At 68.6% G+C, this 22,736-nt stretch carries 27 protein-coding genes and 1 tRNA gene; 13 read left to right on the top strand and 15 right to left on the bottom strand.

Annotated elements, in window-relative coordinates; translation table 11 throughout:
- Window positions 1-408: 408 nt before the first annotated feature.
- The 3 genes from ABT294_RS49100 to ABT294_RS49090 all read right to left on the bottom strand — a co-directional run bounded on the left by ABT294_RS49100 (window position 409) and on the right by ABT294_RS49090 (window position 2,860).
- Window positions 409-915, bottom strand: coding sequence for a GtrA family protein (locus ABT294_RS49100; protein WP_350813436.1), 507 nt, complete (start codon window positions 913-915; stop codon window positions 409-411).
- A gap of 232 nt (window positions 916-1,147) precedes the next feature.
- The gene (locus ABT294_RS49095; RefSeq protein WP_350813435.1) at window positions 1,148-2,431 is read right to left on the bottom strand and encodes a hypothetical protein; all 1,284 of its coding nucleotides are present in this window, start codon (window positions 2,429-2,431) and stop codon (window positions 1,148-1,150) included.
- Window positions 2,432-2,437: 6 nt separating this feature from the next.
- Entirely contained in the window at window positions 2,438-2,860 is a 423-nt protein-coding gene (locus ABT294_RS49090) for a hypothetical protein (protein WP_350813434.1), read from the bottom strand.
- 972 nt (window positions 2,861-3,832) lie between these two features.
- Here ABT294_RS49090 and ABT294_RS49085 point away from each other — a divergent pair.
- Both ABT294_RS49085 and ABT294_RS49080 read left to right on the top strand, forming a co-directional pair.
- Window positions 3,833-5,185, top strand: a complete 1,353-nt coding sequence (locus ABT294_RS49085) for a leucine-rich repeat domain-containing protein (protein WP_350813433.1) — start codon at window positions 3,833-3,835, stop codon at window positions 5,183-5,185.
- Window positions 5,182-5,526 carry a polysaccharide deacetylase family protein gene (locus ABT294_RS49080; protein WP_350813432.1) on the top strand — a complete coding sequence of 115 codons (345 nt, stop codon included), beginning with the start codon at window positions 5,182-5,184 and terminating at the stop codon, window positions 5,524-5,526. The genes ABT294_RS49085 and ABT294_RS49080 overlap by 4 nt, the downstream gene beginning before the upstream one ends.
- Before the next feature lie 75 nt (window positions 5,527-5,601).
- Here ABT294_RS49080 and ABT294_RS49075 read toward each other — a convergent pair whose 3' ends face one another.
- Together ABT294_RS49075 and ABT294_RS49070 are read right to left on the bottom strand one after the other, a co-directional pair.
- The gene (locus ABT294_RS49075; protein WP_350813431.1) at window positions 5,602-6,438 is read right to left on the bottom strand and encodes a TetR/AcrR family transcriptional regulator; all 837 of its coding nucleotides are present in this window, start codon (window positions 6,436-6,438) and stop codon (window positions 5,602-5,604) included.
- A gap of 39 nt (window positions 6,439-6,477) precedes the next feature.
- Window positions 6,478-7,272: a phosphotransferase family protein gene (locus ABT294_RS49070; protein WP_350813430.1), complete on the bottom strand. Its 795-nt coding sequence runs from the start codon at window positions 7,270-7,272 to the stop codon at window positions 6,478-6,480.
- A gap of 107 nt (window positions 7,273-7,379) precedes the next feature.
- Between ABT294_RS49070 and ABT294_RS49065 the strand changes: the two genes are divergently transcribed.
- Complete coding sequence (locus ABT294_RS49065; protein WP_350813429.1) at window positions 7,380-7,826, top strand: universal stress protein; 447 nt, start codon at window positions 7,380-7,382, stop codon at window positions 7,824-7,826.
- On the opposite strand, the gene soxR is transcribed toward ABT294_RS49065, so the two are convergent.
- Window positions 7,816-8,328 (bottom strand): redox-sensitive transcriptional activator SoxR, encoded by a 513-nt coding sequence (gene soxR, locus ABT294_RS49060; protein WP_350813428.1) that lies wholly within the window; start codon window positions 8,326-8,328, stop codon window positions 7,816-7,818. The genes ABT294_RS49065 and soxR overlap by 11 nt on opposite strands.
- Window positions 8,325-8,780, bottom strand: coding sequence for an Lrp/AsnC family transcriptional regulator (locus ABT294_RS49055; protein WP_350813427.1), 456 nt, complete (start codon window positions 8,778-8,780; stop codon window positions 8,325-8,327). Before ABT294_RS49055 ends, soxR begins: the two co-directional genes overlap by 4 nt.
- 55 nt (window positions 8,781-8,835) lie before the next feature.
- On the opposite strand from ABT294_RS49055, the gene ABT294_RS49050 reads away from it, so the two are divergent.
- On the top strand, window positions 8,836-9,741 hold the full coding sequence (locus tag ABT294_RS49050; protein ID WP_350813426.1) for an SMP-30/gluconolactonase/LRE family protein: 906 nt from the start codon (window positions 8,836-8,838) through the stop codon (window positions 9,739-9,741).
- Window positions 9,742-9,744: 3 nt separating this feature from the next.
- Here ABT294_RS49050 and ABT294_RS49045 read toward each other — a convergent pair whose 3' ends face one another.
- Window positions 9,745-10,479, bottom strand: a complete 735-nt coding sequence (locus ABT294_RS49045) for an ABC transporter permease (RefSeq protein ID WP_350813425.1) — start codon at window positions 10,477-10,479, stop codon at window positions 9,745-9,747.
- Window positions 10,476-11,381 carry an ABC transporter ATP-binding protein gene (locus tag ABT294_RS49040; RefSeq protein WP_350813424.1) on the bottom strand — a complete coding sequence of 302 codons (906 nt, stop codon included), beginning with the start codon at window positions 11,379-11,381 and terminating at the stop codon, window positions 10,476-10,478. Before ABT294_RS49040 ends, ABT294_RS49045 begins: the two co-directional genes overlap by 4 nt.
- Before the next feature lie 109 nt (window positions 11,382-11,490).
- Between ABT294_RS49040 and ABT294_RS49035 the strand changes: the two genes are divergently transcribed.
- The 3 genes from ABT294_RS49035 (at window position 11,491) to dnaN (ending at window position 14,890) form a co-directional block, all read left to right on the top strand.
- Window positions 11,491-12,924 (top strand): sensor histidine kinase, encoded by a 1,434-nt coding sequence (locus ABT294_RS49035; protein WP_350813423.1) that lies wholly within the window; start codon window positions 11,491-11,493, stop codon window positions 12,922-12,924.
- Window positions 12,921-13,571 carry a response regulator transcription factor gene (locus tag ABT294_RS49030; RefSeq protein WP_350813422.1) on the top strand — a complete coding sequence of 217 codons (651 nt, stop codon included), beginning with the start codon at window positions 12,921-12,923 and terminating at the stop codon, window positions 13,569-13,571. Before ABT294_RS49035 ends, ABT294_RS49030 begins: the two co-directional genes overlap by 4 nt.
- Before the next feature lie 221 nt (window positions 13,572-13,792).
- Entirely contained in the window at window positions 13,793-14,890 is a 1,098-nt protein-coding gene (gene dnaN, locus ABT294_RS49025) for a DNA polymerase III subunit beta (protein WP_350813421.1), read from the top strand.
- Between the two features lie 151 nt (window positions 14,891-15,041).
- On the opposite strand, the gene ABT294_RS49020 is transcribed toward dnaN, so the two are convergent.
- Window positions 15,042-15,497: a MarR family winged helix-turn-helix transcriptional regulator gene (locus ABT294_RS49020; protein WP_350813420.1), complete on the bottom strand. Its 456-nt coding sequence runs from the start codon at window positions 15,495-15,497 to the stop codon at window positions 15,042-15,044.
- A gap of 62 nt (window positions 15,498-15,559) precedes the next feature.
- On the opposite strand from ABT294_RS49020, the gene ABT294_RS49015 reads away from it, so the two are divergent.
- Together ABT294_RS49015 and ABT294_RS49010 are read left to right on the top strand one after the other, a co-directional pair.
- The gene (locus ABT294_RS49015; RefSeq protein WP_350813419.1) at window positions 15,560-15,859 is read left to right on the top strand and encodes an antibiotic biosynthesis monooxygenase family protein; all 300 of its coding nucleotides are present in this window, start codon (window positions 15,560-15,562) and stop codon (window positions 15,857-15,859) included.
- 2 nt (window positions 15,860-15,861) lie between these two features.
- Complete coding sequence (locus ABT294_RS49010) at window positions 15,862-16,707, top strand: SDR family oxidoreductase (protein ID WP_350813418.1); 846 nt, start codon at window positions 15,862-15,864, stop codon at window positions 16,705-16,707.
- Window positions 16,708-16,928: 221 nt separating this feature from the next.
- Here ABT294_RS49010 and ABT294_RS49005 read toward each other — a convergent pair whose 3' ends face one another.
- From ABT294_RS49005 to upp, 5 genes are all read right to left on the bottom strand, one after another.
- Complete coding sequence (locus ABT294_RS49005) at window positions 16,929-17,606, bottom strand: FadR/GntR family transcriptional regulator (RefSeq protein ID WP_350813417.1); 678 nt, start codon at window positions 17,604-17,606, stop codon at window positions 16,929-16,931.
- Between the two features lie 101 nt (window positions 17,607-17,707).
- On the bottom strand, window positions 17,708-19,051 hold the full coding sequence (locus ABT294_RS49000; RefSeq protein ID WP_350813416.1) for a helix-turn-helix domain-containing protein: 1,344 nt from the start codon (window positions 19,049-19,051) through the stop codon (window positions 17,708-17,710).
- A gap of 96 nt (window positions 19,052-19,147) precedes the next feature.
- The gene (locus tag ABT294_RS48995; protein WP_350813415.1) at window positions 19,148-19,678 is read right to left on the bottom strand and encodes a PH domain-containing protein; all 531 of its coding nucleotides are present in this window, start codon (window positions 19,676-19,678) and stop codon (window positions 19,148-19,150) included.
- Window positions 19,679-19,930: 252 nt separating this feature from the next.
- Window positions 19,931-20,155 (bottom strand): hypothetical protein, encoded by a 225-nt coding sequence (locus tag ABT294_RS48990; RefSeq protein WP_350813414.1) that lies wholly within the window; start codon window positions 20,153-20,155, stop codon window positions 19,931-19,933.
- A 138-nt stretch (window positions 20,156-20,293) separates the two neighbouring features.
- Window positions 20,294-20,932 carry a uracil phosphoribosyltransferase gene (upp, locus tag ABT294_RS48985; protein ID WP_350813413.1) on the bottom strand — a complete coding sequence of 213 codons (639 nt, stop codon included), beginning with the start codon at window positions 20,930-20,932 and terminating at the stop codon, window positions 20,294-20,296.
- 154 nt (window positions 20,933-21,086) lie between these two features.
- Between upp and ABT294_RS48980 the strand changes: the two genes are divergently transcribed.
- The 4 genes from ABT294_RS48980 (at window position 21,087) to ABT294_RS48965 (ending at window position 22,642) form a co-directional block, all read left to right on the top strand.
- Complete coding sequence (locus tag ABT294_RS48980; protein ID WP_350813412.1) at window positions 21,087-21,596, top strand: tRNA adenosine deaminase-associated protein; 510 nt, start codon at window positions 21,087-21,089, stop codon at window positions 21,594-21,596.
- Window positions 21,597-21,616: 20 nt separating this feature from the next.
- Window positions 21,617-22,090 (top strand): tRNA adenosine deaminase-associated protein, encoded by a 474-nt coding sequence (locus tag ABT294_RS48975; RefSeq protein WP_350813411.1) that lies wholly within the window; start codon window positions 21,617-21,619, stop codon window positions 22,088-22,090.
- Entirely contained in the window at window positions 22,087-22,542 is a 456-nt protein-coding gene (gene tadA, locus ABT294_RS48970; protein ID WP_350813410.1) for a tRNA adenosine(34) deaminase TadA, read from the top strand. Before ABT294_RS48975 ends, tadA begins: the two co-directional genes overlap by 4 nt.
- Before the next feature lie 10 nt (window positions 22,543-22,552).
- A tRNA-Ser gene (locus ABT294_RS48965) sits at window positions 22,553-22,642 on the top strand.
- Window positions 22,643-22,736 lie beyond the last annotated feature (94 nt).

Here is a 22,736-nt window from a genome sequence, read left to right as displayed (position 1 = left end):
CTGCCGCGTCGAGTAGTGCGACGGGGTCGTCAACTGTGGCATGTGTGCGGCGAACGGGTCGTCCAGCTAGGCCGTCGCTAGAAACCGTGACGCTACGTGTTCAGCGACTGTGCTCGGACCTAAGCGGCTGCTCATCCAAGGCCGGAGACCCAGTGCGCACTAAGCCCGGATTTCCGCGTCTGCCGAGCAATCAGTGCTCAGTCATTCGCGGACCCTACATCTCTGTAGGATCCGCGACTCCGTGAGCAAGTGCGGCTGATCATGAGCTTTGATAACGCTCCGTGATATCGGACTTGTGGGACTTTTGTTCGCTATCTATTCGGCGGTCATCCGCAGGGCCGGGCTCGTGGGGCGCAGCAGCGGCATGAAGCAGTCCAACCGCCGAAACGGCTTCCGGATTCGCTGCCATCAAGCCGCCTCGTCCGTGGTATCGGGAGCCAGTCGCACGCTGCCGGACTGGGCCTGCTCGTCGGGGAAGACCCACTTCCGGAGCGCCCAGAAGCGGAAGACCATGGCGATCAGCGTGCCGATGATCTGCGCGCTCATGAAGTCGGCGATCTCCTGGGTCACCAGGCTCACATCCGGGGTCTCCAGACGAAATACGTACCGGGAGATCCATAGCGGCGCGGAGCTGAGCACTAGACCGACGCCACTGACCAGGAAGAACAGCGCCGCCTCGTGACGGCGCTCGCGGCCGCCCCTGGTCCGGAACGACCATTCGCGGTTCAACACGTAGGACACGATCGTCGCCACGAGCACCGCGATGATCTTCGCGGTCACCGGCTTCGGTTCCAAAATGGTCAGCTTCAGCCCATAGAACACCGTGTTGTCCACTAAGAACGCTGTTCCACCCACCACCGCGAACTTCAGCGGTTCACGGTGCTTCAGCGCAAGTGCGTGCAGCGGTTCCGGCAATCTTGCGAGTACTGCGTTTGCTATTCGGAGCACCCCCGATCTTCTCACCAGTCGAACACCCTGGTAACAAGATTTACGGACACGGCTTGTCCGGCTGGAACCGTACCTGACGACAAATCCGCCTGATCATGAGCTTTGATAACGCTCTGCGATGTCGGACTTACGGGACTTTTGTGATCCATGGGGTGGGGCGTGCCGCAGGCGCGTCACGGTCGCGAGGTTCCCATGGCGATCAGCCGATTCTGTCGTGGACCACACCGTTCATATCGCCGCCCCAGACGTCATCCTCCTCGAGGAGCCAGGTGCCGGATTCGCCCTCTTGCTCCTCCTGGCCGCTCACACCGCCCATCCCGCTCATTGGCGTGAAGGGGGTGCCCACCCCGTTCGTCGTGGTGGCCCGAATACCGTTGTTCGTCGCCGGGGCTCCCGATCCGATGCCAATGCCGGTACCGGGAATGCTGGGGTCAGTGGCCGGGGAGTGGTTCGGGCTCTTGGGAGTGGAGTGGATCGGGGTGCTATCCGAGTCGATTGAGCGCTGGAAGTCTGCCAGCTTGGTAGGCAGGTCAGTGGGTCGGTCCAAGGCATTTGTGGGGTCGTTCGGGCTGCGGGTGGGGTCGCTAGGCGATGGGGCGTTGCCGTTCGCGTTCGTGATGCCCGGGGCGGCGTCGGACGATGGGATGTCCGGCTCTTGGCCGATGTCCGCCCTGTTCCGGTCCTCGGGATCACTAGGAAAATGGGGGCGCTCGCGATGCGGTGAGGAAGAGTCCGCGCCAGCAGGAAGTACAGGGCTGCTGCCCGAGTGGTCGGTGTAGGTGGGATTCATATGGGAGGAGGAGAGGGCGGAGGTTCCGGCGGACGGCCTCTCGCTTAACCTATAGTCGACCGTTTCGGGCTTCTGATGCGGTGCTACCGGATAGGCGATGGCAGGCAGTTCCATCTCCACCTGCTTGGGAAGGGTGCTGTAGATCGCCTCGAGGTCTCTGCTGAACGCTTCCAGTTGCAGTCCTGCCAGCTTATTCAGGAGATCGTGGAAGGTGAGATTCACGCCATGCTTGCCCGGCTGCAGGACTCCGTTAAAAACGGTGTGGTCGTGACCATCGCTCCCGAGGCCGAAACTCGAGCGCTTCGCGTCCGAAAGTTTGCCGTCGAGGTATTCCTGGTGTAGGCGTACCACTCCGGCCAGGGTCTCGAGCGGGCGGCCCATCGCCAGCAGCTTGTCAGAGAGTTCGCCGAGCGCTACGTAAAGAGTTCTCAGGGCCTTCTGTGCCGTTACGGAGGCCTTGCCCTCCCAGACCTTGGCGAGAACCTCGGCTTCCTGCCCGAGTACCCGTTGGGCGTTGGCGACGACCGAGCACGCGTCCACGTAGGAGGCTCCGGCATCCTGAATCTCCTTGACGCTGATGCCCTTGATGAAGTCCTTTACCTCCGCCACGCTGCGGTCGTCGTCATCGATTGTCCAATCCCCACCGCGGGAGGGCTTGAGCCAGTGCGTCTTCTTGTTGGTCTTCTCGGCCATGGGTGGCTACGCTCCGCCCGTGTTCGCGTCGCTGACGTCCGTGTATTTGCCCGCGCCGGCGTCAATCAGCGCGATCGCGGTATCGAAGGACTTCTGGACCTCCTGGTAGATCGTGGTGAACTCCTGGTGGCAGGTCTCCAGCATCTTGGCGAAGGTACGACCGCCCTCCCACCGGGCAACGCTCTGCAACTGGGTCCGCAGCTCGTCGAGCGCGGTGTACGCGGTCAGATCCTCGATGGAACCCTGGCCGGCGGCCAAGCCGCTCCCCTTGGCACTGCCGCCTTCGCCGATGAAGCGCCCCAGCGCTTCTCTCAGTGCTTTAGCGCTTTCCCTGATCACCTTTTCGTTGTAGATGACGCCATCTCGTTCCGCCTCCAGACCGGGCCAGTTGTCTTCTAGGGTCTTGGGTGGTACCGATTCTGGCGCCATGCTCACACTCCTGTCGATTGTGGATATACCGTTGGCCTATAACGCAGTATTTAATGGGCGCTCATTAAATATCTTTCTCGGCGCCCCTGATGCAATCGCGATCTCAAGGCTTACGCCTCCACCGGGCGGAGAGGTGGGTGCTTCTGCCGAGGGAAGGAGTATGCTGCGGTGGCGTTTGTTTCGTCTTGTCCGATTAAATCGCCGAGAGTTGAGCCAGTAGGTAGCCTGGTGTGGCTAAATAGCCGTTCATCCGCACATTCTGCGCGAGATCATATCCGGAGAAATTCGTACTGAGGCCCCGATCGGCCGGAGCGCTCCGGCGGGGAAGTGTAATAGGCCGCCGTAAACCCTCGACGGCAGAAGGTCCCCCGCCATCGCGTCTTTCATCGCTACGCGCCAGTTGCCCGCCTGTGATCCGGCGCGGCCGTACGCGCCCGCGTTCGCCGGTGCGGAGTCGACCGCTTGCAGGACGATGACGGAGCCCAGCGAGAGCAAGACCGACAGAAATTTGCGAACATCAAGCTCCTGACTTTCGGCTCAGAACTACTTTCTCAAAGATCCGCAGAAGATCGGATCGGGCGAATATCGGCCTGGCGACAGGCTGCCGTACACCTCACAGCGCCAGATACGACGATACACTATTATGGAGCACGTGCTCTATTATTATGGGCATGCCTCGTCCTCGGGTTCGTGATCTCGATTGGTTGCAGGACGCCGCCGCGGAGGCGAGAGCTCAGAGCGAACGGCAGACGGCGGCCACCGCGCTCGGCGTCGCCCGGGCGTCAGGCGCCACGGCGGCCGAGAGGAGAACGCGGCGCTGGAGGCCGAAGCCAGGGCGATTGCTCACACAAGACCGACAGGGCTCCCGCGCACCGATCCCGGATTCCCGCGTTCCGCAGCAACCAGTGCTCACCCAGTCGCGGACCCTACATCTCCGGCGATTGTCGCCGTTGCCCCGTATGGTGCGGTGGCGTGACCTTCTCAGCACCATCACCAGATCTGTCCGCGCACCGCGCCAAGCTGGCGTCCGCGTCCCCCGAGCGCGCCTGGAAGTTCGTCCGGGAGCTGGTCCTCGACGGCCGGGCGGACGCCCTCGCGCTGGCCGCCGAGTTCGCCGAGATCGCCGCGCCGTCCACCGACAAGCTGCTCAGGCTCTGGTCGCAGGCCCCCGCCCCGGACGGCTTCGCCGAGCACCTGCTCGCCCCCGCCTTCGCCGGGGAGGGGCGTACCGAACTGGAGCTCCGCAAGCGCCACTCGCTGACCGGCCTGCGCCACCTGACGATGCTGCGGACGCTGCGTCTGGACCACTGCAAGGGCCTGACGGACCTCTCCGAGCTCGCCGCGCTCACCGGGCTGACCGTACTCGAGCTGGACGGCTGCGCGGACGTCACCGATCTCGCGCCGCTCGCCGGGCTCACCGCGCTGAGAACCCTGGGCCTCCAGAGCTGCCGCGGCGTGTCCGACATCTCCCCGCTGCTCGGCCTGCGCCGCCTCCGCCGCCTCAACCTGCGCAGCAGCGGGGTGAGCAGCGTCGAAGGAGTCGGTGATGCCTTCCCGGAGCTGCAGTACCTCAGCCTCGACAACTGCCGGTCGATCGAGGACGTGCTTCCCCTGTCAGGGCTACGCCGCCTGACCGAGCTGGACCTGGCCGGCACCAAGATCAGAACCATCGCCGGGCTGCACGGCCTCGACTCCGTCACCGAACTGACCATGCACTGCGCCCGCCTGACCAGCCTCGACGGCATCGCCGCCATGCCCGAGCTGCGCAGGCTGTGGCTCAGTGGCTGCACGAACCTGAAGAGCCTGGACGGCCTCGGCCACCACCCCCACCTGACCAATCTCGGCCTGCCGGACTCGTCGATCCCGGACCTGCGTCCGCTCAAGCGGCTGCCGGCCCTGACCGGGGTGGCCATCGACAGGTTCCTCAAGCTCACCTCGCTCGACGGGCTCGAAGACCACCCGTCGATCGCCGAGGTCAGCCTGTGCTACGCGACGGACCTGCGCGACTTCTCCGCTCTCGCGCACATGCCCGCGCTGCGTGAGCTGGTCGTCCAGGGGCTGGAGCAGATCGGCGACCTCACGCCGTTCTCCGGGCTGTGGCAGCTGGAGAGTCTCTGTGTGGCGTACTCCGACCTGCGAACCCTCGGCGAACCCGAGAACCTCCCCGCCCTGCGCACGCTGGAGCTCTACAACTGTTCCGCACTGAACGACCTGGGAACGGTCGCCGACCTGCCGAGCCTCAAGGAGGTCACGGTGCACGAGTGCCCCGCACTCTCGCCCGACACCCTCGCCGAGCTGCGCTCCCGCGGCCTCCTCGCACCGTGAACACACCGGAAGGGAAGCGGGCCCGGCGGAGGTGGTTGGTCCCGGCGCTCGCGGTCACGGCCGCCCTCGCGAAGGAACGGGTGCGGGCCACCTTCTTCGTCATCGGCTCACAGGTCGAGGCGCATCCGGAGTACGCGAAGAGGCTGGTCGCGGCGGGCCACGAGCTGGGCAACCACACCTACACCCACCGCCGGATGGTCTTCGTCTCCCCGGACACGGTCGCCGCCGAGGTCGAGCCCACGAACGCGCTCATCAGGCAGGCGGGTCAGCGGGGCGAGATCCCGTCCAGGCTCGGTCATCCTGCTGCACCCCTGGTACGGCGGCGGGCAGCACACGCGTGACGCCATCAGGGGCGTCATCACGGGCCTGCGAGCCGACGGGTACCGCTTCGTCACGGTCTCCGCGCTGCTCGCCCGTTAGACGCCGAGGGTCCGGCGGAGCCGTTCCAGCCGTTCGGCGGTCCACTCGACGGCGGGGTCGGGTTCGATGAAGGAGAAGGCGGTGGCGGCGGCGCCGATCGCGGGCAGCGACCAGTCCGTCGTCCTCGCCGACCCGAAGGGGGTGGCCCGGATGCGCCGGGTGGCCACGTCCGGCGTGGACATGGCCATCGTGACCAGCCCGCGCATGCCGGCCTGGGCCAGGGCGGCCATCGTCTCGAAGGTGGCGCCGAGCTCCGGGCGCAGCCGGTAGCCGAGGAGGTCGGCCAGGTGGCGGTAGGCCGCCGCCATCCGGTCGACGAACGCCTGCTCGGACCTGGCCAGGGCGTGCTGCACGTCGGTGCGCAGATCGCCGTCGTCCAGGCTGAGGAAGGTGGCGTGCAGCGCGATGTAGGTGCGCCACTCGGTGGAGCCGTGGATGGCCTCGAAGTCGCGCAGGGCTCCCTGGCGGAGGATCTCCAGGCACAGCTCGTGGCGCAGCTCGGGTGTCTCCAGCCAGTCCGGGTGGTCGTGGGCGACGCTGCTGACCAGCTCGATCGCCGAGCCGCCGGTGGCGATGGCGGGCGTCGTCGCGCGGGCGAGTTCTCTGAGCAGGTCGCTGAAGAACAGGTCCTTGTACGGCCAGCGGCGGTAGACGGCGCTCCGGGAGACGCCCGCGTCGCGGATGACGTCCTCGAAGCTGATGTGTTCGAGGCTCACGGTCAGCCCCGTGCGGTTGACCATCGCGACGGCGGTTTCCAGCATCCGCTGCCGGGTCTCCTCGTCCGACAGCCGGTGGCGGCGGCGGGTCAGCCCCGTGGGCGGCTGGTCCTTCATGCTGCATCCGCTCTGAGACATGGGATTCGACATTCCAACCTACCGGCCCAGCCGCTCGGAGATGTCCAGCCAGGTCGTGACGTCGGCGGCGGTGAAGTGGCGGATCGCCCAGTCCACCATCCGCAGGCTCATGTGCGCCCAGCAGACCGCGGCCACCTCGTCGGCGACCAGCCCGTCGAGCAGGTGGAGCAGGTGCGGGGCCCGGTGGGCGAGGTCGAAGCGGAGCGTGAACAGGTCGAAGTCCGCGTCGCCCCGGGCGGCGCCGTCCCAGTCGATCACTCCGGTGACCGTCCCGGACGAGTCCACCAGGACGTTCTCCGGGTGGAAGTCGGTGTGGACGAGATCGTCGCCGTCCAGCGTGTCGGGGAAGGCCGCGCCGATCTCCTCCACCCGGTCCAGCAGCCGCCGTGTCCGGGTGTCGTAGTCGCGCAGCGTGTGGTGCAGGCAGAAGCCGGGGCCGTCGCCCCGCAGGTGCAGCCGGAGCGGCGGCAGGTCGGGACGTCCGGCGAGCAGCCCCCGGCAGCGCCGGTTGACCTCGATCATCGACCGCACCGTGACCGGCGACGACCTGCGCGGCGCGGCGCCCGGCAGCAGTTCCTGCACCACCACCGGCGGGCTCACCAGCTCGTAGCGCGGCGCGGGAACGCCTCCGGCCCGCGCGACCGCGAGCAGCGGGCCCACGTCCGGGCCGCGCGTGAGGACCGAGCGGTGCCCGTCGGGCCAACGCACGTAGGCCGCGCCGACCTGACCTCCCGGGCACGGCCCGTCGTAGGCGAGGGGGACGGGCAGCTCGCGCAGAGCCTGCCGCGCGTCGAGCCGGGGAACGCGGGTCACGGGAACGAGCCTCTCAGACAGCGATTGTGACGCACCAGACAGGCGGCGGCGGAATCAGCGCTGATCACCCCGTGCTCTAGCGAGAGAGTGAAGCGAAGGGAAACGCCATGACCATCCTGATCGCCTACGACGGCTCCGCTGATTCGCGCGCCGCCATCGAGTTCGCGGCCAAGCACCTGTCCGCCGGGCCCATCGTGATCCTCACCGTGTGGGAGCCGCTGCTGGTGCAGCTCAGGAAGTACCCCCTCGCGGGGGCCGGGGTGCTCAGTGACGCGGCCGACGACTGGCAGGCGGAGGCCGAGCGGAACGCCAAGGAGGGTGCGGAGCTGGCGACGGCCTCGGGGCTGAGCGACGTGAGCTACCGGGCGGTCGCCGACAACGAGTCGATCTGGAAGACGATCGTGGACGTGGCCGACGAGCTCGACGCCTCGCTGATCGTGACCGGCTCGCGCGGCCTGGCGGGGGTGCGCTCGGTGCTGCTGGGCAGCGTCTCCAACCACGTGCTGCACCACGCGCACAGGCCGACCTTGATCGTGCCGCCCGTCAAGGCGTAGGAGCCGCCGGCTGGGACGGGGCACAGTAGGCGGACTGGGGCGGGCACAGCCGGGTGTCGATGCGCCTGGCTCCCGGCCCCTCCCGGCCCAGCCGGTCGTGCGGGTTGGCCACCGGGCACCGGTCGAGCGAGAGGCAGCCGCAGCCGATGCAGTCGCTGAGGTCGTCGCGCAGCCGCTGGAGCTGCTCGATGCGGTCGTCCAGCTCGGCCCGCCAGGTGGACGACAGCTGCGCCCAGTCGTCGCGGTTGGGCGTGCGCTCTTCGGGCAGCTCGGCCAGCGCCTCCCTGACGGTCTTCAGCGGGATGCCGAGGCGTTGCGCGAGCCGGACGAACGCCACCCTGCGCAGCGTGTCGCGGGTGTAGCGGCGCTGGTTCCCCGCCGTGCGACGGCTGGTGATGAGGCCTTTGGCCTCGTAGAAGTGCAGCGCCGACACGGCGACCCCGCTGCGTTCCGCGAGTTGCCCGACGGTGAGTTCCTTCGCGTTCCACGCGACCCCGGTCATAACCTCGACTCTACTTGAGGAATGTGGACGGGCCGGTCGAAGAAGGTCTCCAGGACCACGATCGTCCGCGTGCCCGTCACGCCGTCCACCTCGAACACCCTGCGGAGCACCTGCTGCAGCTCCTGGGTGGTGGACGTGCGGACCTTGAGCAGCACCGACGCGGGCCCGGCGATGACGTGCGCCTCCTCGACCTCCTCGATCTCCGCCAGCCGTCCGGCCGAGTCGCCCATCCAGGCGCCGCCGTCGACCATCACGTACGCCACCACCCCGCGGCCGACCGCCCCCGGTTCCACCTCGATCGTGGTGCGCCTGATCACCCCGCGCTCGCGCAGCTTGCGCACCCTTTCGTGAGCGGCTCCGCTGGACAGCCCCACGGCCTTGCCGAGCGCGGCGTACGGCTGCGTCGCGTCCTGCTGGAGGAGTCTGATCAGCGTCCTGTCAATTTCATCCACTGAATGATGATATCTCCCAATGTTGGGGATAAGCCGAACCATGTATGGTTCAAGCATGATGGACACCATCCCGACAGACTTCGAGGTGCTGGACGAGCGCTTCGCCGCCGTCGGCGGCGACGACAAGGTCGAACGGCTCTTCACCGGCACCCGCTGGGCCGAAGGGCCCGTCTACTTCCCGGCCGGACGCTTCCTCGTCTGGAGCGACATCCCCAACGACCGCATGCTGCGCTGGGACGAGCTGACCGGCGCCGTCGGCACCTTCCGCCGGCCGTCCGCGTACGTCAACGGCAACACCCTCGACCGCGAGGGCCGGATGCTCTCCTGCGAGCAGGGCAACCGCCGGGTCACCCGCACCGAGCACGACGGCTCGATCACCGTGATCGCCGACCGCTGGCAGGGCAAGCGGTTCAACAGCCCGAACGACGTGGTCGTGCGCTCCGACGGCTCCGTCTGGTTCACCGACCCGCCGTACGGCATCACCAGCGACTACGAGGGTGTCAAGGCCGACCAGGAGATCGACGGCTGCCACGTGTACCGGGTGCACGACGGTGAGGTGCGGATCGTCGCCGACGACTTCGAGCGGCCCAACGGCCTGGCCTTCTCGCTGGACGAGAAGCGGCTCTACGTCGCCGACACCCGCCGCAACCACCTGCGCCTGTTCGACGTCCACGACGACGGCACGCTGTCGGGCGGCAAGGTCTTCGCGGAGAACTCGGGCGAGGGCAGGTTCGACGGGCTGCGGCTGGACGACACGGGCCGGGTCTGGGCGGCGGCGGGCAAGGCGGTGCACTGCTACCACCCCGACGGGACCCTGCTCGGCAAGCTCCACCTGCCCGAGTTCGTCGCCAACCTGGTGTTCGGCGGGCCCAAGCGCAACAGGCTGTTCATCGCGGCCTCCTCCTCGCTGTACTCGCTGATGCTGAACGTCACGGGGGCGCGTCCGGTCTGGGCCGCGTAGCGGTCACTCCCAGCGGAACAGCCGCACGGCCAGCCCGCCGAACAGCAGCAGGCCGACGGCCATCACCGCGACGTGCAGCAGCTGCGGCGGGTGCCCCGCCCAGGTGTCGCGGAGCGCCTGGCCGAACGGCCCGGCCACGGAGAAGTCGCTCGCGGTGCGCAGCGCGTCCGGCATGATCTCGCGCGGGATCCACATCCCCGCCAGGAACATCAGCGGGAACATCACCACCGAGCCGATGCCCGGCGCCGTCTTGCCGTTGGGCGCGATCGACGCGATCACCAGCCCGATGGCCAGCAGCGCGGCGGAACCGAGCAGGAAGACCAGCACGAACCCGGGGAACTGCCTGGGCATCGCGGTGCCGAGGACCAGGTGCCCGACGACGATCAGCAGCGCCGTCGACACGACGCCGATGGCCAGGTTGATCAGGAGCTGCGCGGCCAGCAGCCGCCCCGGGTGGACGGGCGTCATGGACATCCGCCTGAGCACGCCCTGCTCGCGGTAGACGGTCAGGACGGCGGGCAGTACGGTGCAGCCGAGCGTCAGCAGGGCCAGCATCGTCATCATGGCGGGCAGTTGCGTGTCGATGACCCGCTGCCCGCCCAGGGCGGGGTCGGGCTTCGACATGTCGGGGATGTTCCCCAGGGCCAGCAGCAGCACGAGCGGCAGGCCGATGGTGAAGAACATGGTGGGCCAGTCGCGCAGGTGCAGCTTGGCCTCCACGACGAAGATCTTCCTCAAGACAGCTTCCTTCCAGTGAGTGCGAGGAACGCGTCGTCGAGCGTGGCCCGCTCGATCCGCAGATCGCTGGGGACGATCCCGTGCTGGGCGAGGGCGAGCGTCACCACGTGGGCGAGGTTGCCCGTCCCCGAGACCACGACGTCCCCGCCGCTCCTGCCGACCTCGTCCACCTCGGGCAGTTCCAGCAGGAGCGCGTCGTCGAGCGGCGCCGACGGCCGGAACCGGACCCGCTGGCCTCCGCCGGCCTGCGCGATGAGCCCGGAGGGCGAGTCGACGGCGACGACCCGGCCGGCGTCGATCAGCGCCACCCGGTCGCAGAGCCGTTCCGCCTCCTCCATGAAGTGGGTGACCAGGACGATCGTCACCCCCGAGTCGCGGACCTGCTCGACCAGCTCCCAGGTGTCCCTGCGGGCCTGCGGGTCGAGCCCGGTGGTCAGCTCGTCCAGCACCGCGACCCGCGGCCTGCCGATCAGCGCCAGCGCGACGGACAGGCGCTGACGCTGGCCGCCCGAGAGCTTGCCGAACCGGGTGTCCCGCTTGCCGGCCAGCCCCACCTGCTCCAGCAGCGCCTGCCAGTCGGCCGGCTGTGGGTAGAAGGAGGCGTAGAGGTCCATGGCCTCCCACACCTTGATCTTCTCGGGGAGCGCGGAGCTCTGGAGCTGCGCGCCGAGCACGTGGCGCAGCCGGTCCCGCTCGGTGTGGGGGTCGAGCCCCGCGACCCGGACCGTCCCGCTGTCGGGGACGCGCAACCCGGCGACGCACTCGACGGTGGTGGTCTTGCCGGCACCGTTCGGGCCGAGGATGCCGAAGATCTCGCCCTCGGCCACCTCGAACGACACGTCGTCCACCGCGACGTGGTCCGGATAGCGCTTGTGGAGGTTCCTGACCTCGATGACCTTCATGACCACGACGTTAGGAAGGACGTCGTCCACGGGGAATCAAGGTGGATACCGGGCAATGGTGTATCTAGCTGCAGTACCCGACAAGTCGCCGAACCCACAGACTGGAGGCATGCTCAGAAGGTACGGCCAGGTGCTGGCCCTGCTCGCGCTTGTGCTCGTCGAGGTGCCTGTGTTCGTCCTCTGCCTGGGCGTGCTCCTGCTGTCCTTCGCGCTGGGCATGGTCTTCCTCTTTCCGCCGCAGGTCCGGATGGTCAGGAGGGTGGCCGAGCACACGCGGGCGCTGCTGCGCGCGTGGACGGATCTCGACATCGACCCGCCGTACCTGCCCAAACCGCCGCCGCCCCAGCGGATGGCCGACGGCATGTACCGCTCCGACCGCACGCTCTACAAGACGCCCAGGATCCCGGCGTTCAACGACCGCTGGAAGTGGATGGTCAGCGACCCTGCGACCTGGCGCGACGGGCTGTGGCTGTTCCTCGATCCGCTGGTCAAGGCGAGCCTCGTCCCGCTGTTCCTCCTGCTTCCAGGGCGCGGGCTGCGCGTGTACGGGCTGTGGTGCCAGCTCGTCCTCTCCGCGACCGCCGCCAGCCGACTCGCCGGGCAGGTCAACCACCTCAACCGGGCGCGCAACCTGGCCGTCGACTCCCAGGCCGCGGAGATGCGCAGGATCGAGCGGGACCTGCACGACGGCACCCAGGCCAGGCTGGTCGCGATCGGCATGACACTCGGCGCGGCCGAGCAGCTCGTCGACGACGACCCCCAGGCGGCCAAGGCGCTGCTGAGCAAGGCCAGGGAGGCGTCCTCCGAGACGCTGACCGAGCTGCGGACCGTCATCCGCGGCATCCACCCGCCGGTGCTGGCCGAGCGGGGGCTCGCCGACGCCGTGCGCGCGCTGGCCATGGACAGCCCGTTGCGCGTGGTCGTGGACGTCGACCTGCCGCACCGCCCGGAGCCGCCGGTGGAGGCCGCCGCCTACTTCGCCATCAGCGAACTGCTCGCCAACGCCGCCAGGCACGGTGGCGCCACCTCGGCGGTCATCGACATCAGCGGCAACGGCTCCGACCTGCGCATCACCGTCACCGACGACGGGATGGGCGGAGCCGACCCGAGCAAGGGCAGCGGCCTGACGGGCATCGAGCGGCGGCTGGCCGCGTTCGACGGCGTGCTCGCGCTGAACAGCCCGCCGGGCGGGCCGACCACCGTGATGATGATGCTGCCCAAGGCGCTGCCCGAGCACTGGGCGGGCAACCTGCCCAAGATGCCGCGCTGGAAGGCCGTCCTGGTGGGGTTCCTGTGGTGCACATCCTGGTGCCCGCTGTTCCCGCAGGGGCTCGTGACGGCCGTCTGCAAGATCCTCGCCATCGAGGACAAGTCCTGGTTCCTCGCGCTGTACCTGCCCGAACCCTGGCAGTGGCCGATGATCCTGTTCATGGTGGCGCTGGGCACCGCCATGTACGTGCTGGCCATCGCGATCCCCCACCAGGCTCGCAAGATGCGCCGGTTGGCGCATGCCACGCCGCGCCACCTAAGGTGCGGCAGATGACCCGGGTACTCGTCGCGGAAGACCTCTACCTGCTCAGAGACGGGCTGGTTCACCTGCTCCAGGCGCACGGCTTCACCGTGGTCGCCGCCGTCGAGAGCGGCCCCGAGCTGCTGAAAGGGCTGGTCGAGCTGCGTCCGGACGTCTCCATCGTGGACGTGCGGCTGCCGCCCACCTTCACCGACGAGGGCCTGCAGGCCGCGCTCGCGGCCCGCCGGCAGGTGCCGGGGCTGCCGATCCTGGTGCTCTCGCAGCACGTCGAGCAGCTCTACGCCAAGGAGTTGCTCGCCGACGGCTCGGGCGCGATCGGCTACCTGCTGAAGGACCGCGTCTTCAACGCCGGGCAGTTCGTCGACGCCGTCCGCCGGGTCGCCGGAGGTGGCACCGCGATGGACCCCGAGGTCATCGCCAAGCTCCTGGCCAGCAACGCCAGACACGAGCCGCTGGCCGCGCTCACGCCGCGCGAGCGCGAGGTGCTGGAGGCGATGGCCGAGGGACGCTCGAACGCCGCCATCTCGCAGCGGCTCTACCTCAGCGAGAGCGCCGTCGCCAAGCACACGGCGGGCATCTTCGGCAAGCTCGGGCTCGCGCCGTCCGACGACGACAACCGCCGGGTCCTGGCGGTTCTGGCCTACCTGAACAACCGCTGACCCTTCTCCGGCGTTCGCTCTCGTCCTCCGTGAGGGTCTCGCGCGGTCCCCGCTCTCCCCCTGAAGCCCAGGAGCGCTGGCACGTGGGTCTTTCCCACCGTGAGTTCCTCGCGCGGTCCCCGCGCTCCCCTTGAGCCCCAGGAGTGTTGGCACCCGCACCTTCTTGTCGGTGGGACCGGCTATTTTCATGAAGAGGCAGGCGAGTGGAAAGGGACAATCAGGTGAAAATCCGGGTTAACCGCGATGTTCTGGCAGACGCGGTGGCTTGGGCCGCCAGGGTCCTCCCCAGCCGGCCCGTGGTGCCCGTGCTCTCCGGGCTGCTGCTGGAAGCGGGCGACAAACTGAGCCTGTCCGCGTTCGACTACGACGTCTCCGCACGGGCCACGGTCGACGCCGACGTTGCGGAGGAGGGCGGGGTGCTGATCCCCGGCCGCCTGCTGGCCGAGATCAGCCGGAGCCTGCCGGCCGAAGACGTCGAGATCGTCACCGAAGGCCCCGAGGCCGTGGTCACCTGCGGCAGCGCCGAGTTCGGGCTGATCACGATGCCGGTCGAAGACTTCCCGGCCCTGCCCACGATGCCGCCGGCCATCGGCGCGGTCGGCGGCGGTGTGTTCGCGTCCGCGGTCAGCCAGGTGGCGCCCGCGTCCAGCCGCGACGACACGCTGCCCATGCTGACCGGCATCAGGGTCGACGTCGACGGCGAGTCCGTCACGATGGCCGCCACCGACCGCTACCGCATCGCCGCCCGCGAGTTCACCTGGCGTCCCGCCGGGCCGGGCGTCGCGGTCTCCGCCATGGTGCCCGCCCGGGTGCTGGTCGAGGTGGCCAAGTCGCTGCGCGGCGGCGAGGTGTCGGTCGCGATGGGCGACGGCGTGGCCGGGTTCGAGAGCGTCGGCCGCAGCACCACCGTGCGGCTGCTCGACGAGCAGTTCATCGACTACCGCACCCGCCTGAGCTCCGACTGGTCGATCAGGGCCGACGTGCGGGTCACGCCGTTCGTCGACGCGATCAAGCGGGTGGCGCTGGTGGCCGAGCGCAACACCGCCATCCGGCTGTCGTTCACCCAGGGGCAGGTGCGCATCCAGGCCGGCGGTGGCGACATCGGCCGCGGCAGCGAGGTCGTCGAGTGCGAGCTGCGGGGCGACGACATCCAGATCGCGTTCCAGTCGCAGTTCCTGCTCGACGGGCTGACGGGCATCGAGAGCGAGCTGGCGCGCATCAACCTGGAGTCGCCGAGCCGGCCCGCCCTGATCCAGGACGTGCCCGGCGACGGCCAGCCCGCCTTCCGCTACCTGGTGATGTCACTCCGCCAGAGCTGACCGCGCTGCCGGAGTCACCACGTCGGCCGGCCGTACGGCCGTCGCACCGCCCCGGGGCTGACCGCGCGGCCGGAGTCACCGTACGGCGGCTGTCACCGCCTGGGGGCCGCCCGGTCTGGAAGGCGCCGCCGTGCTGTCGGGGGCCGGCAGGTCACGGCGTCCCGGCCGACTGGCGCTCCGCGATCAGGCGGAACACCCGCTTGAAGGCCGCGTAGTCGGCTTCGCCCACCGCCTGGGCATGGCGGCGTTCGATGGCGGCCATGGCGGCGTCCGACCTGGCCATCTCGTCGAGCCCCTTCTCGGTGGGCACGATCAGCTTGGCCCGGCGGTCGGCCGGGTCGGGCTGGCGCTCCACGTACCCCAGGGCCACCAACTCGTCCACCAGGGTCCCGATGACCTGTTTGTGCTGCCCCGACTGGGCGGCCAGGTCGGTGGCCCTGCTGCCCTCCTCGTCGAGGTAGGCGAGCACGGCGCCGTGCCGGGGCCGCAGCTCGGGGTGCCCCTGCTCCCCCAGGGCACCGAACAGCTCCCGCTGCAGGCCGAACAGCGTCCGGCCGGACAGGATGCCGAGGTCGGGGTCCTCCTGCTTGCGTTCGCTCCTGCGCACGATCAACCCTCCATTTAGTCAGTATCTTTGACTGTCAATAATTCTTACTATATCGTCATGCCATGACCACAACAGTGGAACTCACCCGGTTCCGCGTGCCCGCAGACCGCGCCGACCAGCTCCTGGCCGCGCGATCGGGCATGCTCGCGGACTTCCGCGCCGACCGCGCCGGATTCCTCGGCGCCCGCCTGGTGCGCCTGCCGGACGACCAGTGGCTCGACATCGTCGAGTGGAACTCTCCTGACGACTTCGCCGCGTCCCGCGCCAAGGGCGCCAACCTGCCCGGCATCCGGGCCTTCTTCGACCTGATCGACGAGCTGGTGTCCGCGGAAGAGGGCACCACGACAGAAAGCGAGCAGTGACCATGACCATCCTGATCACCGGTGCCACCGGCACGGTCTCCAGCGCGGTGCTCCAGTCGCTGCCCAGCACGGCGGACGTCCGGCTGCTGGTCCGCGACCAGGCGAAGGCGCCCGACGGATACGAGGTATCGGTGGGTGACCTGGACGATCCCGCGACGCTCGGCCAGGCGTTCGCAGGCGTCGACACCCTCTGGCTGCTCACCGCGATGGGCCCGCAGGCGCCGCACGCCAGCATGAACGCCGTCTGGGCGGCCAGGAAGGCCGGGGTGCGGCACGTCGTCCGCATGTCGGCCATCGGCGCGTCCCACGACGCCCCCACCCGCAACGGACGCCTGCACGCCCTCTCCGACGCCGAACTCCAGGCCTCGGGCCTCGACTGGACGATCATCCGCCCCGCCTTCTTCATGCAGAACCTCTTCGGCTCGGTGACCGGCACCACCCTGTACGGATCGACGGGCGACGGCAAGATGGGCCTGATCGACGTCAGGGACATCGCCGAGTTCGCCGCCGGCGTCCTCACCGACCCGGCGCCGCACCAGGGCAAGATCTACACCCTGACCGGCCCGGCCAGCATCTCGCTGCGGGAAGCGGCGGCGGAGGCGTCGGACGTCTACGGCGAGCCGATCGCGTACCAGCCGGTCACCCCGCAGGACGCCTACCAGGCCATGCTGGCGGCGGGCCTGCCCGAGTGGAACGCGGCGGTCAACGTCGAGTACGGCATCGCCTACTCGGGCGGCTGGGGAGACTTCACGACCGGCGACTTCGCCCAGGTGGCAGGCCACGACGCACGCTCCTTCAAGGAGTTCGCGAACGACCACGCGGCTCAGCTCCGTCCGACCGCCAGCTGAGACCGGCACCTGAAAGCGCCCGGCGAGACCACGCACAGGGGAGCCAGGCACGGCCCGGCTCGGCGCGGCAAGGCGGACGGCTTGGCGCAGCCCGCGGCATCGTGGGCTGGTTGGGCGGACCGGGTCCGCCCGAGGGGCTTGGGCGAGCGCGATGAGGGTGCGCTGCCGGGTTCGCTCAGGAGGCTTGGGCGAACGGGATGAGGGTGCGCTGCCGGGGTTGCTCAGGAGGCGTCGGTGAGCGCGATGAGGATGTGCTCCATGCACGCGTGCCCCGCACGCTCCGCCGCGGTGGCGTCGCCGGCGGCGATGGCGCGGGCGATCGCGTCGTGCGGGATGTAGCTCTTGTTCAGCGAGGTGCCCGCGGCCGTGATGCTGGCGCGCAGCGCCGCGGAGAAGTCCTCGTAGAGGTCGATGAGGACGAGGTTGTGCGTGGCGTGCGCCACCGCCATGTGAAAGGCCAGGTCGGCCTCGACGAAGTGGTCGGGGTCGTCGAGCTCCCAGGCCCGCTCGCGCTCGGCCAGCGCGGCCTCGATGCGCAGGATGTCCTCGTCGCTGCGGCGGGTGGCGGCCAGGCGAGCGGCCTCGACCTCGAGCGCCCGCCGCACCTCGAGGATTTCCAGCTGCTCGGCCTGACGCAGACGCCTGAGCATGGCCCCCGACAGCTCGCTGGTTGCGCGCACGTACGTACCGTCGCCCTGGCGGCATTCGAGCAACCCGGCGTGCGTCAGCGCGCGCACGGCCTCGCGGACGGTGTTGCGACCGACCCCGAGCTGCTCGGCCAGCACGGTTTCGGTCGGGATCTTCCCGTTCATCTGCCACGACCCTGAGGTGATCTGCTCCTTGAGCTGATCGATCACCTGGTCGACGAGCGAGGCCCGCTGAGCCGTACGCAGACTCACAGTCCGCCTCCTCCGGGGAAACCAATCATCCTATGAGTCAATGACTGGTAGACCCTAATTATTCCAGACTCCGAAACACAAATCTGGAGCCCCCGGAGAGTTCAGCGAGAAACGCTCGCGTCGACTGTCACCCCCGCCATCGCGGATCGGACCCCAGCTGCCTCAAGAGCCTTACGATACGCGGCGGTCTGCTGAACCCGGTCTCCGGCCCTGCCGTACAGGTCGCCCAGCTCGCGCCAGCAGCGCGCGGCCTGCCTGTCGGAGCCGAACACCGGCCGGTTCAGCGCGCTGAGCAGCTCGTGCGCGGCACGCAGGTGCGCGGACGCGTCGCCACCGAGGTCGAGCGCGACCGTGCCCAGCAGCAGCCGAGCCTCGGCCGCCTGCGTGCCGGACGCCTCGTCGACCAGCGCGAGCGCCGACGCGGCCAGCTCACCGGCCCGCGCCGGGTCGTTGGCGCGCAGCCGCACCCTGGAGTGGGCGATCAGGCTCTGGCCCTGCTCGCGGGCGTTGTCGCCGGACGCGGCGAACGCGCGGGTGGCCGCCTCGGCCAGGCGCTCCGCCTCGGCGATCGGCGCGCTGTCGAGCCTGGCCCAGTGCATGGCGGTGCGGGCGAGCTGGAGCGCGAGCCTGTCGTGGCGTCCGGCCATGATGGCGTCGTCGGCGAGCCGCACGGCCAGCGCGGAGTCGTCGCCCGCGGCCGCGGCGACGCTCGCCTGCCACAGGGTGTGGATCTCTCCGGAACGGTCCATAACGTGTGGCACGCCGCTCGTCGCGAGCACCTTTTCCACGTACTGAAGCTCGGTGGAGTGGCCGTCGTGCTCGCCGTGGGCCTCGACCAGCGCGGCGGCCAGGTCGATGGCGATCTCGCCCTGCGTGATCTGCAGGCGCTCGGCGTTGTCCAGCGCGTGGGCCGCGAGGTCGCGGGCCCGCAGGCGGTCGCCCGCGCGCAGGTAGCAGCGGCTCAGCGCGACGGTGAGCGGCAGGTCGGCCAGCCGTTCCGGATGCGCCGCGGCCTCCCTGCGCAGCCGCTCGAACGCCTCGACGGCCTGGCCGAGACGGCCCTGGGCCTCCAGCGCGCGAGCCCTGCCGAAGCGGGCGTGCGCGGTCAGCATCGCGTTCTCCTCGTCGGCCGCCTTCACGATCTCCGTGAAGCGGTCGGCGGCGACGGTGGGATCGCCGTGCTGGAGTTCGAGCTCGGCGTGCCGCAGGCCGAGCTCGGTGTCGATGCGCTGCCGAGGTTCGATCCCGTGCAGGAGGAACTCGGTGGTGCATCCCAGCCGCTCGGCCAGAAGGCGGGCTACAACCGGAGTCGGTGTGCGCTTACCCGACTCGATGAGTGAGACATAACTGTCCGACAGGTCGGGCCCGGCCAGTTGGGCCTGGGACATCCGCCTGTTCAACCGCAGTCCGCGGACGCGGTCACCGATGGTTCCCTGACTCGGCATCTCATCTCTCAAGGCGGGGAAGGGTCAACAACACGCAATGATTGCATGAAGTAGCCGAATCGGGTATCCCCGCCTGAAGAAATCCCTACAGGGAGATTAATCGTCTCCGTCGTCCTTGCCCGGGAAAAGCATCTGACAGACCTCCAGATACAAGGTCTCGGGATAGGGGATGTACTCCACGTTCGACAGCGCCTGGTCCTGACCTGCCGACTCGAGGATGAACTCTCCGTAGCCGAGCATGCGCCCAAGCAGAGAACGCTGGAAGCTCATGTCGGTGACCTTGCCCAGCGGCATCATCGCGACCTTGCGCGTGATCAGACCGGTAGTCAACAACATGCGCTTCGAAGTCACCACAAAGTAATCGACTGACCACTCCGCGACTTTCCATACGAAACGGATCAGTAGGAGCAGCCAGAGCCACCAAACGACGACCAGGGCCGTGCCGCCGCCCTTGTCACCGAAGAACTTGCTGAGCAGTCCAGCGATGATCAGACCGCCGAAGACTTCGGCGACCGGACGGAGCAGCACGGCCGGGTGGCGCCGCACCATGATGACCTGTTGTTCGTGGGGGAGTAGGTAACGGTTGACCGACGACGGAGCAGAGTCCCCGTGGGTCACAAGTCTCATGCGAGGTTGTTCACGAATTGAGCCAGCGAGTCTGCCGCGTTGAACATTGTGTCGAACGCCCCTCTGACCGCGTCTGCGGCGTCAGCTGGTCGTGCGAACAGGTAGTACGCCACAAAAGCGAGACCACCCCATGTGAGGACCTTTTTGACCTGCACTGTCGCCTCCGTACCACTTACCTACTACGCCCGCCCTATACATTACCCACCCCGCTGCCGGGGTAAAGGTAACTTGACGGGTCATTTTTGATCTTGGTTACCCACGCTCGCTTGCCACGAGCGCCAGAACGTGAAGGTGCTTGCGGGCGATCCGTTCGACAAGGCTGGGATGGGCATAGCCCGTGACCTCCAGCGCGCCGTAGTGTGCTGCCTCCACGCAGCGCGTTACGGTGGCCGGGGAGTGGATGCCCGCGAACTCGTCGCGCAGCGCCAACTCCACGTCCGCGTACGGACTCGGTTCCGCCTCGGTGCGCTCGTTCACGAGAACACCTCGGTAGCCGGAAAATCGCGCATCGTGCCCCCTCGCGCCCATGCGGAAGTTGCCTTCCTCTCTTTACATACCCACACAACCACAGTATGTAACGAAGGGGCGACTCTGAGTGACGGAAAGGGACTTTCTTCAGACGACGCCGTACAGCCGGTCGCCGGCGTCGCCCAGGCCGGGCACGATGTAGCCGCTCTCGTTGAGCCGGTCGTCCAGGGCGGCGGTGACGAGCCGGATCGGCTTGCCGGAGTTCGCGAACACCTTGTCCATGTACGCCAGCCCCTCGGGCGCGGCGAGCAGGCAGATCGCGGTGACGTCCACGGCGCCGCGGTCGAAGAGGAACTGCACGGCGGCGGCGAGCGTGCCGCCCGTGGCCAGCATCGGGTCGACGACATAGCACTGGCGGCCCGACAGGTCGTCGGGGAGCCGGGTCGCGTACGTCTCGGCCTGCAGCGTCGACTCGTTGCGGATCATGCCGAGGAAGCCGACCTCGGCCGTCGGCAGCAGCCTGGTCATGCCGTCGAGCATGCCGAGCCCCGCCCGCAGGATCGGCACCACCAGCGGGTACGGCTTGGCCAGCCGGACCCCGTGGGCCTGCGAGACCGGAGTCTCCACGGTCACGTCCGAGACGCGGACGTCTCTGGTGGCCTCGTACGCCAGCAGCGTCACCAACTCGTCCGCGAGTCTGCGGAAGGTGGGCGAGTCGGTGCGGACATCGCGCAGCGTGGTGAGCTTGTGCGCCACGAGCGGATGGTCGACGACGAGGGTTTCCATAAGGGACAACGGTATCTTGTGTGGAACGAAACGGCACGTCGCGCGTTGGTTTTGATCACAATTTGGTCGGAGCGGCACACGGCGGGCGGTCGGTTCTGAAACGATTGGGGGCCGTAGAAGCGCTATGGTGCTCAGAGGTCGGGTGGGAATAGCGATGACGGACCAAGACGCGCTCGACTTCGCCATCGTGGTCTATCGCGAAGACGGATGCTGGGACGCCGAGTTGCTTCCGGCGACACTCACCTCCGACCTGCACGGGCTGATCCACGCCCTGCGCCAGCAGCCCAGCGAGAGCGGCACGATTGGCCTGGTCGCCGTTGGGGATGAGTTCTTCGTGGCGCTGCGTGTTCTCGGCGATCGAGTGGACGTCTTCCTCTCCGACATAACCGCGTCCTGGGACTTCCCGCTCGCGCGGCAGGTGCTCGAGTACCTCGACGTGCCGGTTCCCGACGAGGAGGAGCTCGACGAGATCCTCCAGGACGAGGACACCGTGCTGCCCGCAGGAGATCTGTCGATCTTCGCTGACCTCGGGCTCGACGAGATGGAGCTGGGCATCCTGTCCGGCGACATCGACCTGCTCCCCGAGGACGTGCTGTCCAGCATCGCCGCACGGCTCGGCTTCTCGGAGCCGTTCGAGCGTGCCATCGAATCGGTCTTCGGCTGACCCTCTTCAGGAGCGCGGACATGGCGAACACCTTCTCTGCGGCCTTCGTCAGGACCTCAACCGGCTGGAGCGGCGCCGAGGTGGACCTCAGGGACGCCGAGATCGTCGACGACCTCGGCGACGCGGTGACGGACGCGCTCGGCCTGTCAGGTGACGAGCTGGCGCTGCTCTGCGTCGAGGTGGAGGACGAGTGGTTCGCCATCGTCCGCTACCTGGGGGAGGAGGAGCCGAGAGTGTTCCTCTCCGACGCCCACGCGATCCTGTCCGACAGCCTCGGCGGGCTGTTCGCCGAGTTCGCCGGAGTGTCCACCGACAAGGACGGCAACAACCTCGGCGTGCGCCCGGCCGGCGACTTCGAGCTGCTGAGCGATCTGGGCGTGAGCCCTGAGGAGCTGCTGGAGCTGAGCATGGAAGAAGGGGTGCTCCCGGCCGACATCCTCTCGGTGATCGCCGAGCGGCTGGCGTTCGCCGACGAGCTCGACCGGTTGAGGTGAACGTCCAGGACGCGATGCGCCTGGCCCTGGCGGAGGCCGCCGAGGCCGGCAGGCGGGGCGAGGTCCCCGTCGGAGCGGTGGTGCTCGGCCCGCTCGGCGAGGTGCTCGCGGCAGCCGGCAACGACAGGGAGGCCGGCGCGGACCCCACGGCGCACGCCGAGATCCTCGCGCTCAGAAAGGCCGCGCAGGCGACGGGCCAGTGGCGGCTGACCGGCTGCACGCTGGTGGTCACGCTGGAGCCGTGCACGATGTGCGCGGGCGCGGCCGTGCTGTCGCGGGTCGAGCGCGTCGTCTACGGCGCGGTCGACGAGAAGGGCGGTGCGGTCGGCTCCCTCTGGGACGTCGTCAGGGACCGCAGGCTCAACCACCGGCCCGAGGTCGTGATGGGCGTGTTGGCCGAGGAGTGCTCCGCCGTCCTAAAGGAGTTCTTCGCTACTCGGCGGATCCGGTAAGCTCGTCGGCGGTGGTGTCGCCTAGTGGCCGAGGGCGCACGCCTCGAAAGCGTGTGATGGGGCAACTCATCCGTGGGTTCAAATCCCACCACCACCGCCATGTGATGTCTCAGGACATCGGAAACCCTCGAACCTACGGGTTCGGGGGTTTTCTCTTGTCTTGGGGCTGGTAGTCGCGGGTGGGGTCGATGGTC

It is taken from the genome of Nonomuraea sp. NPDC000554 (genome assembly GCF_040300065.1).
Lineage (GTDB): Bacteria > Actinomycetota > Actinomycetes > Streptosporangiales > Streptosporangiaceae > Nonomuraea.
This window is presented reverse-complemented; position numbering and strand designations above follow the sequence as displayed.

What these genes read in the sequence shown, in the direction of transcription:
- ABT294_RS49095 (WP_350813435.1), bottom strand. Translation starts at nt 2,431, where the DNA reads ATGGCCGAGAAGACCAACAAGAAGACGCACTGGCTCAAGCCCTCCCGC.
- ABT294_RS49090 (WP_350813434.1), bottom strand. Translation starts at nt 2,860, where the DNA reads ATGGCGCCAGAATCGGTACCACCCAAGACCCTAGAAGACAACTGGCCC.
- ABT294_RS49075 (WP_350813431.1), bottom strand. Translation starts at nt 6,438, where the DNA reads ATGAAGGACCAGCCGCCCACGGGGCTGACCCGCCGCCGCCACCGGCTG.
- ABT294_RS49065 (WP_350813429.1), top strand. Translation starts at nt 7,380, where the DNA reads ATGACCATCCTGATCGCCTACGACGGCTCCGCTGATTCGCGCGCCGCC.
- soxR (WP_350813428.1), bottom strand. Translation starts at nt 8,328, where the DNA reads ATGACCGGGGTCGCGTGGAACGCGAAGGAACTCACCGTCGGGCAACTC.
- ABT294_RS49050 (WP_350813426.1), top strand. Translation starts at nt 8,836, where the DNA reads ATGATGGACACCATCCCGACAGACTTCGAGGTGCTGGACGAGCGCTTC.
- ABT294_RS49040 (WP_350813424.1), bottom strand. Translation starts at nt 11,381, where the DNA reads ATGAAGGTCATCGAGGTCAGGAACCTCCACAAGCGCTATCCGGACCAC.
- ABT294_RS49035 (WP_350813423.1), top strand. Translation starts at nt 11,491, where the DNA reads ATGCTCAGAAGGTACGGCCAGGTGCTGGCCCTGCTCGCGCTTGTGCTC.
- ABT294_RS49030 (WP_350813422.1), top strand. Translation starts at nt 12,921, where the DNA reads ATGACCCGGGTACTCGTCGCGGAAGACCTCTACCTGCTCAGAGACGGG.
- ABT294_RS49015 (WP_350813419.1), top strand. Translation starts at nt 15,560, where the DNA reads ATGACCACAACAGTGGAACTCACCCGGTTCCGCGTGCCCGCAGACCGC.
- ABT294_RS49010 (WP_350813418.1), top strand. Translation starts at nt 15,862, where the DNA reads ATGACCATCCTGATCACCGGTGCCACCGGCACGGTCTCCAGCGCGGTG.
- ABT294_RS49000 (WP_350813416.1), bottom strand. Translation starts at nt 19,051, where the DNA reads ATGCCGAGTCAGGGAACCATCGGTGACCGCGTCCGCGGACTGCGGTTG.
- ABT294_RS48995 (WP_350813415.1), bottom strand. Translation starts at nt 19,678, where the DNA reads ATGAGACTTGTGACCCACGGGGACTCTGCTCCGTCGTCGGTCAACCGT.
- upp (WP_350813413.1), bottom strand. Translation starts at nt 20,932, where the DNA reads ATGGAAACCCTCGTCGTCGACCATCCGCTCGTGGCGCACAAGCTCACC.
- ABT294_RS48980 (WP_350813412.1), top strand. Translation starts at nt 21,087, where the DNA reads ATGACGGACCAAGACGCGCTCGACTTCGCCATCGTGGTCTATCGCGAA.
- ABT294_RS48975 (WP_350813411.1), top strand. Translation starts at nt 21,617, where the DNA reads ATGGCGAACACCTTCTCTGCGGCCTTCGTCAGGACCTCAACCGGCTGG.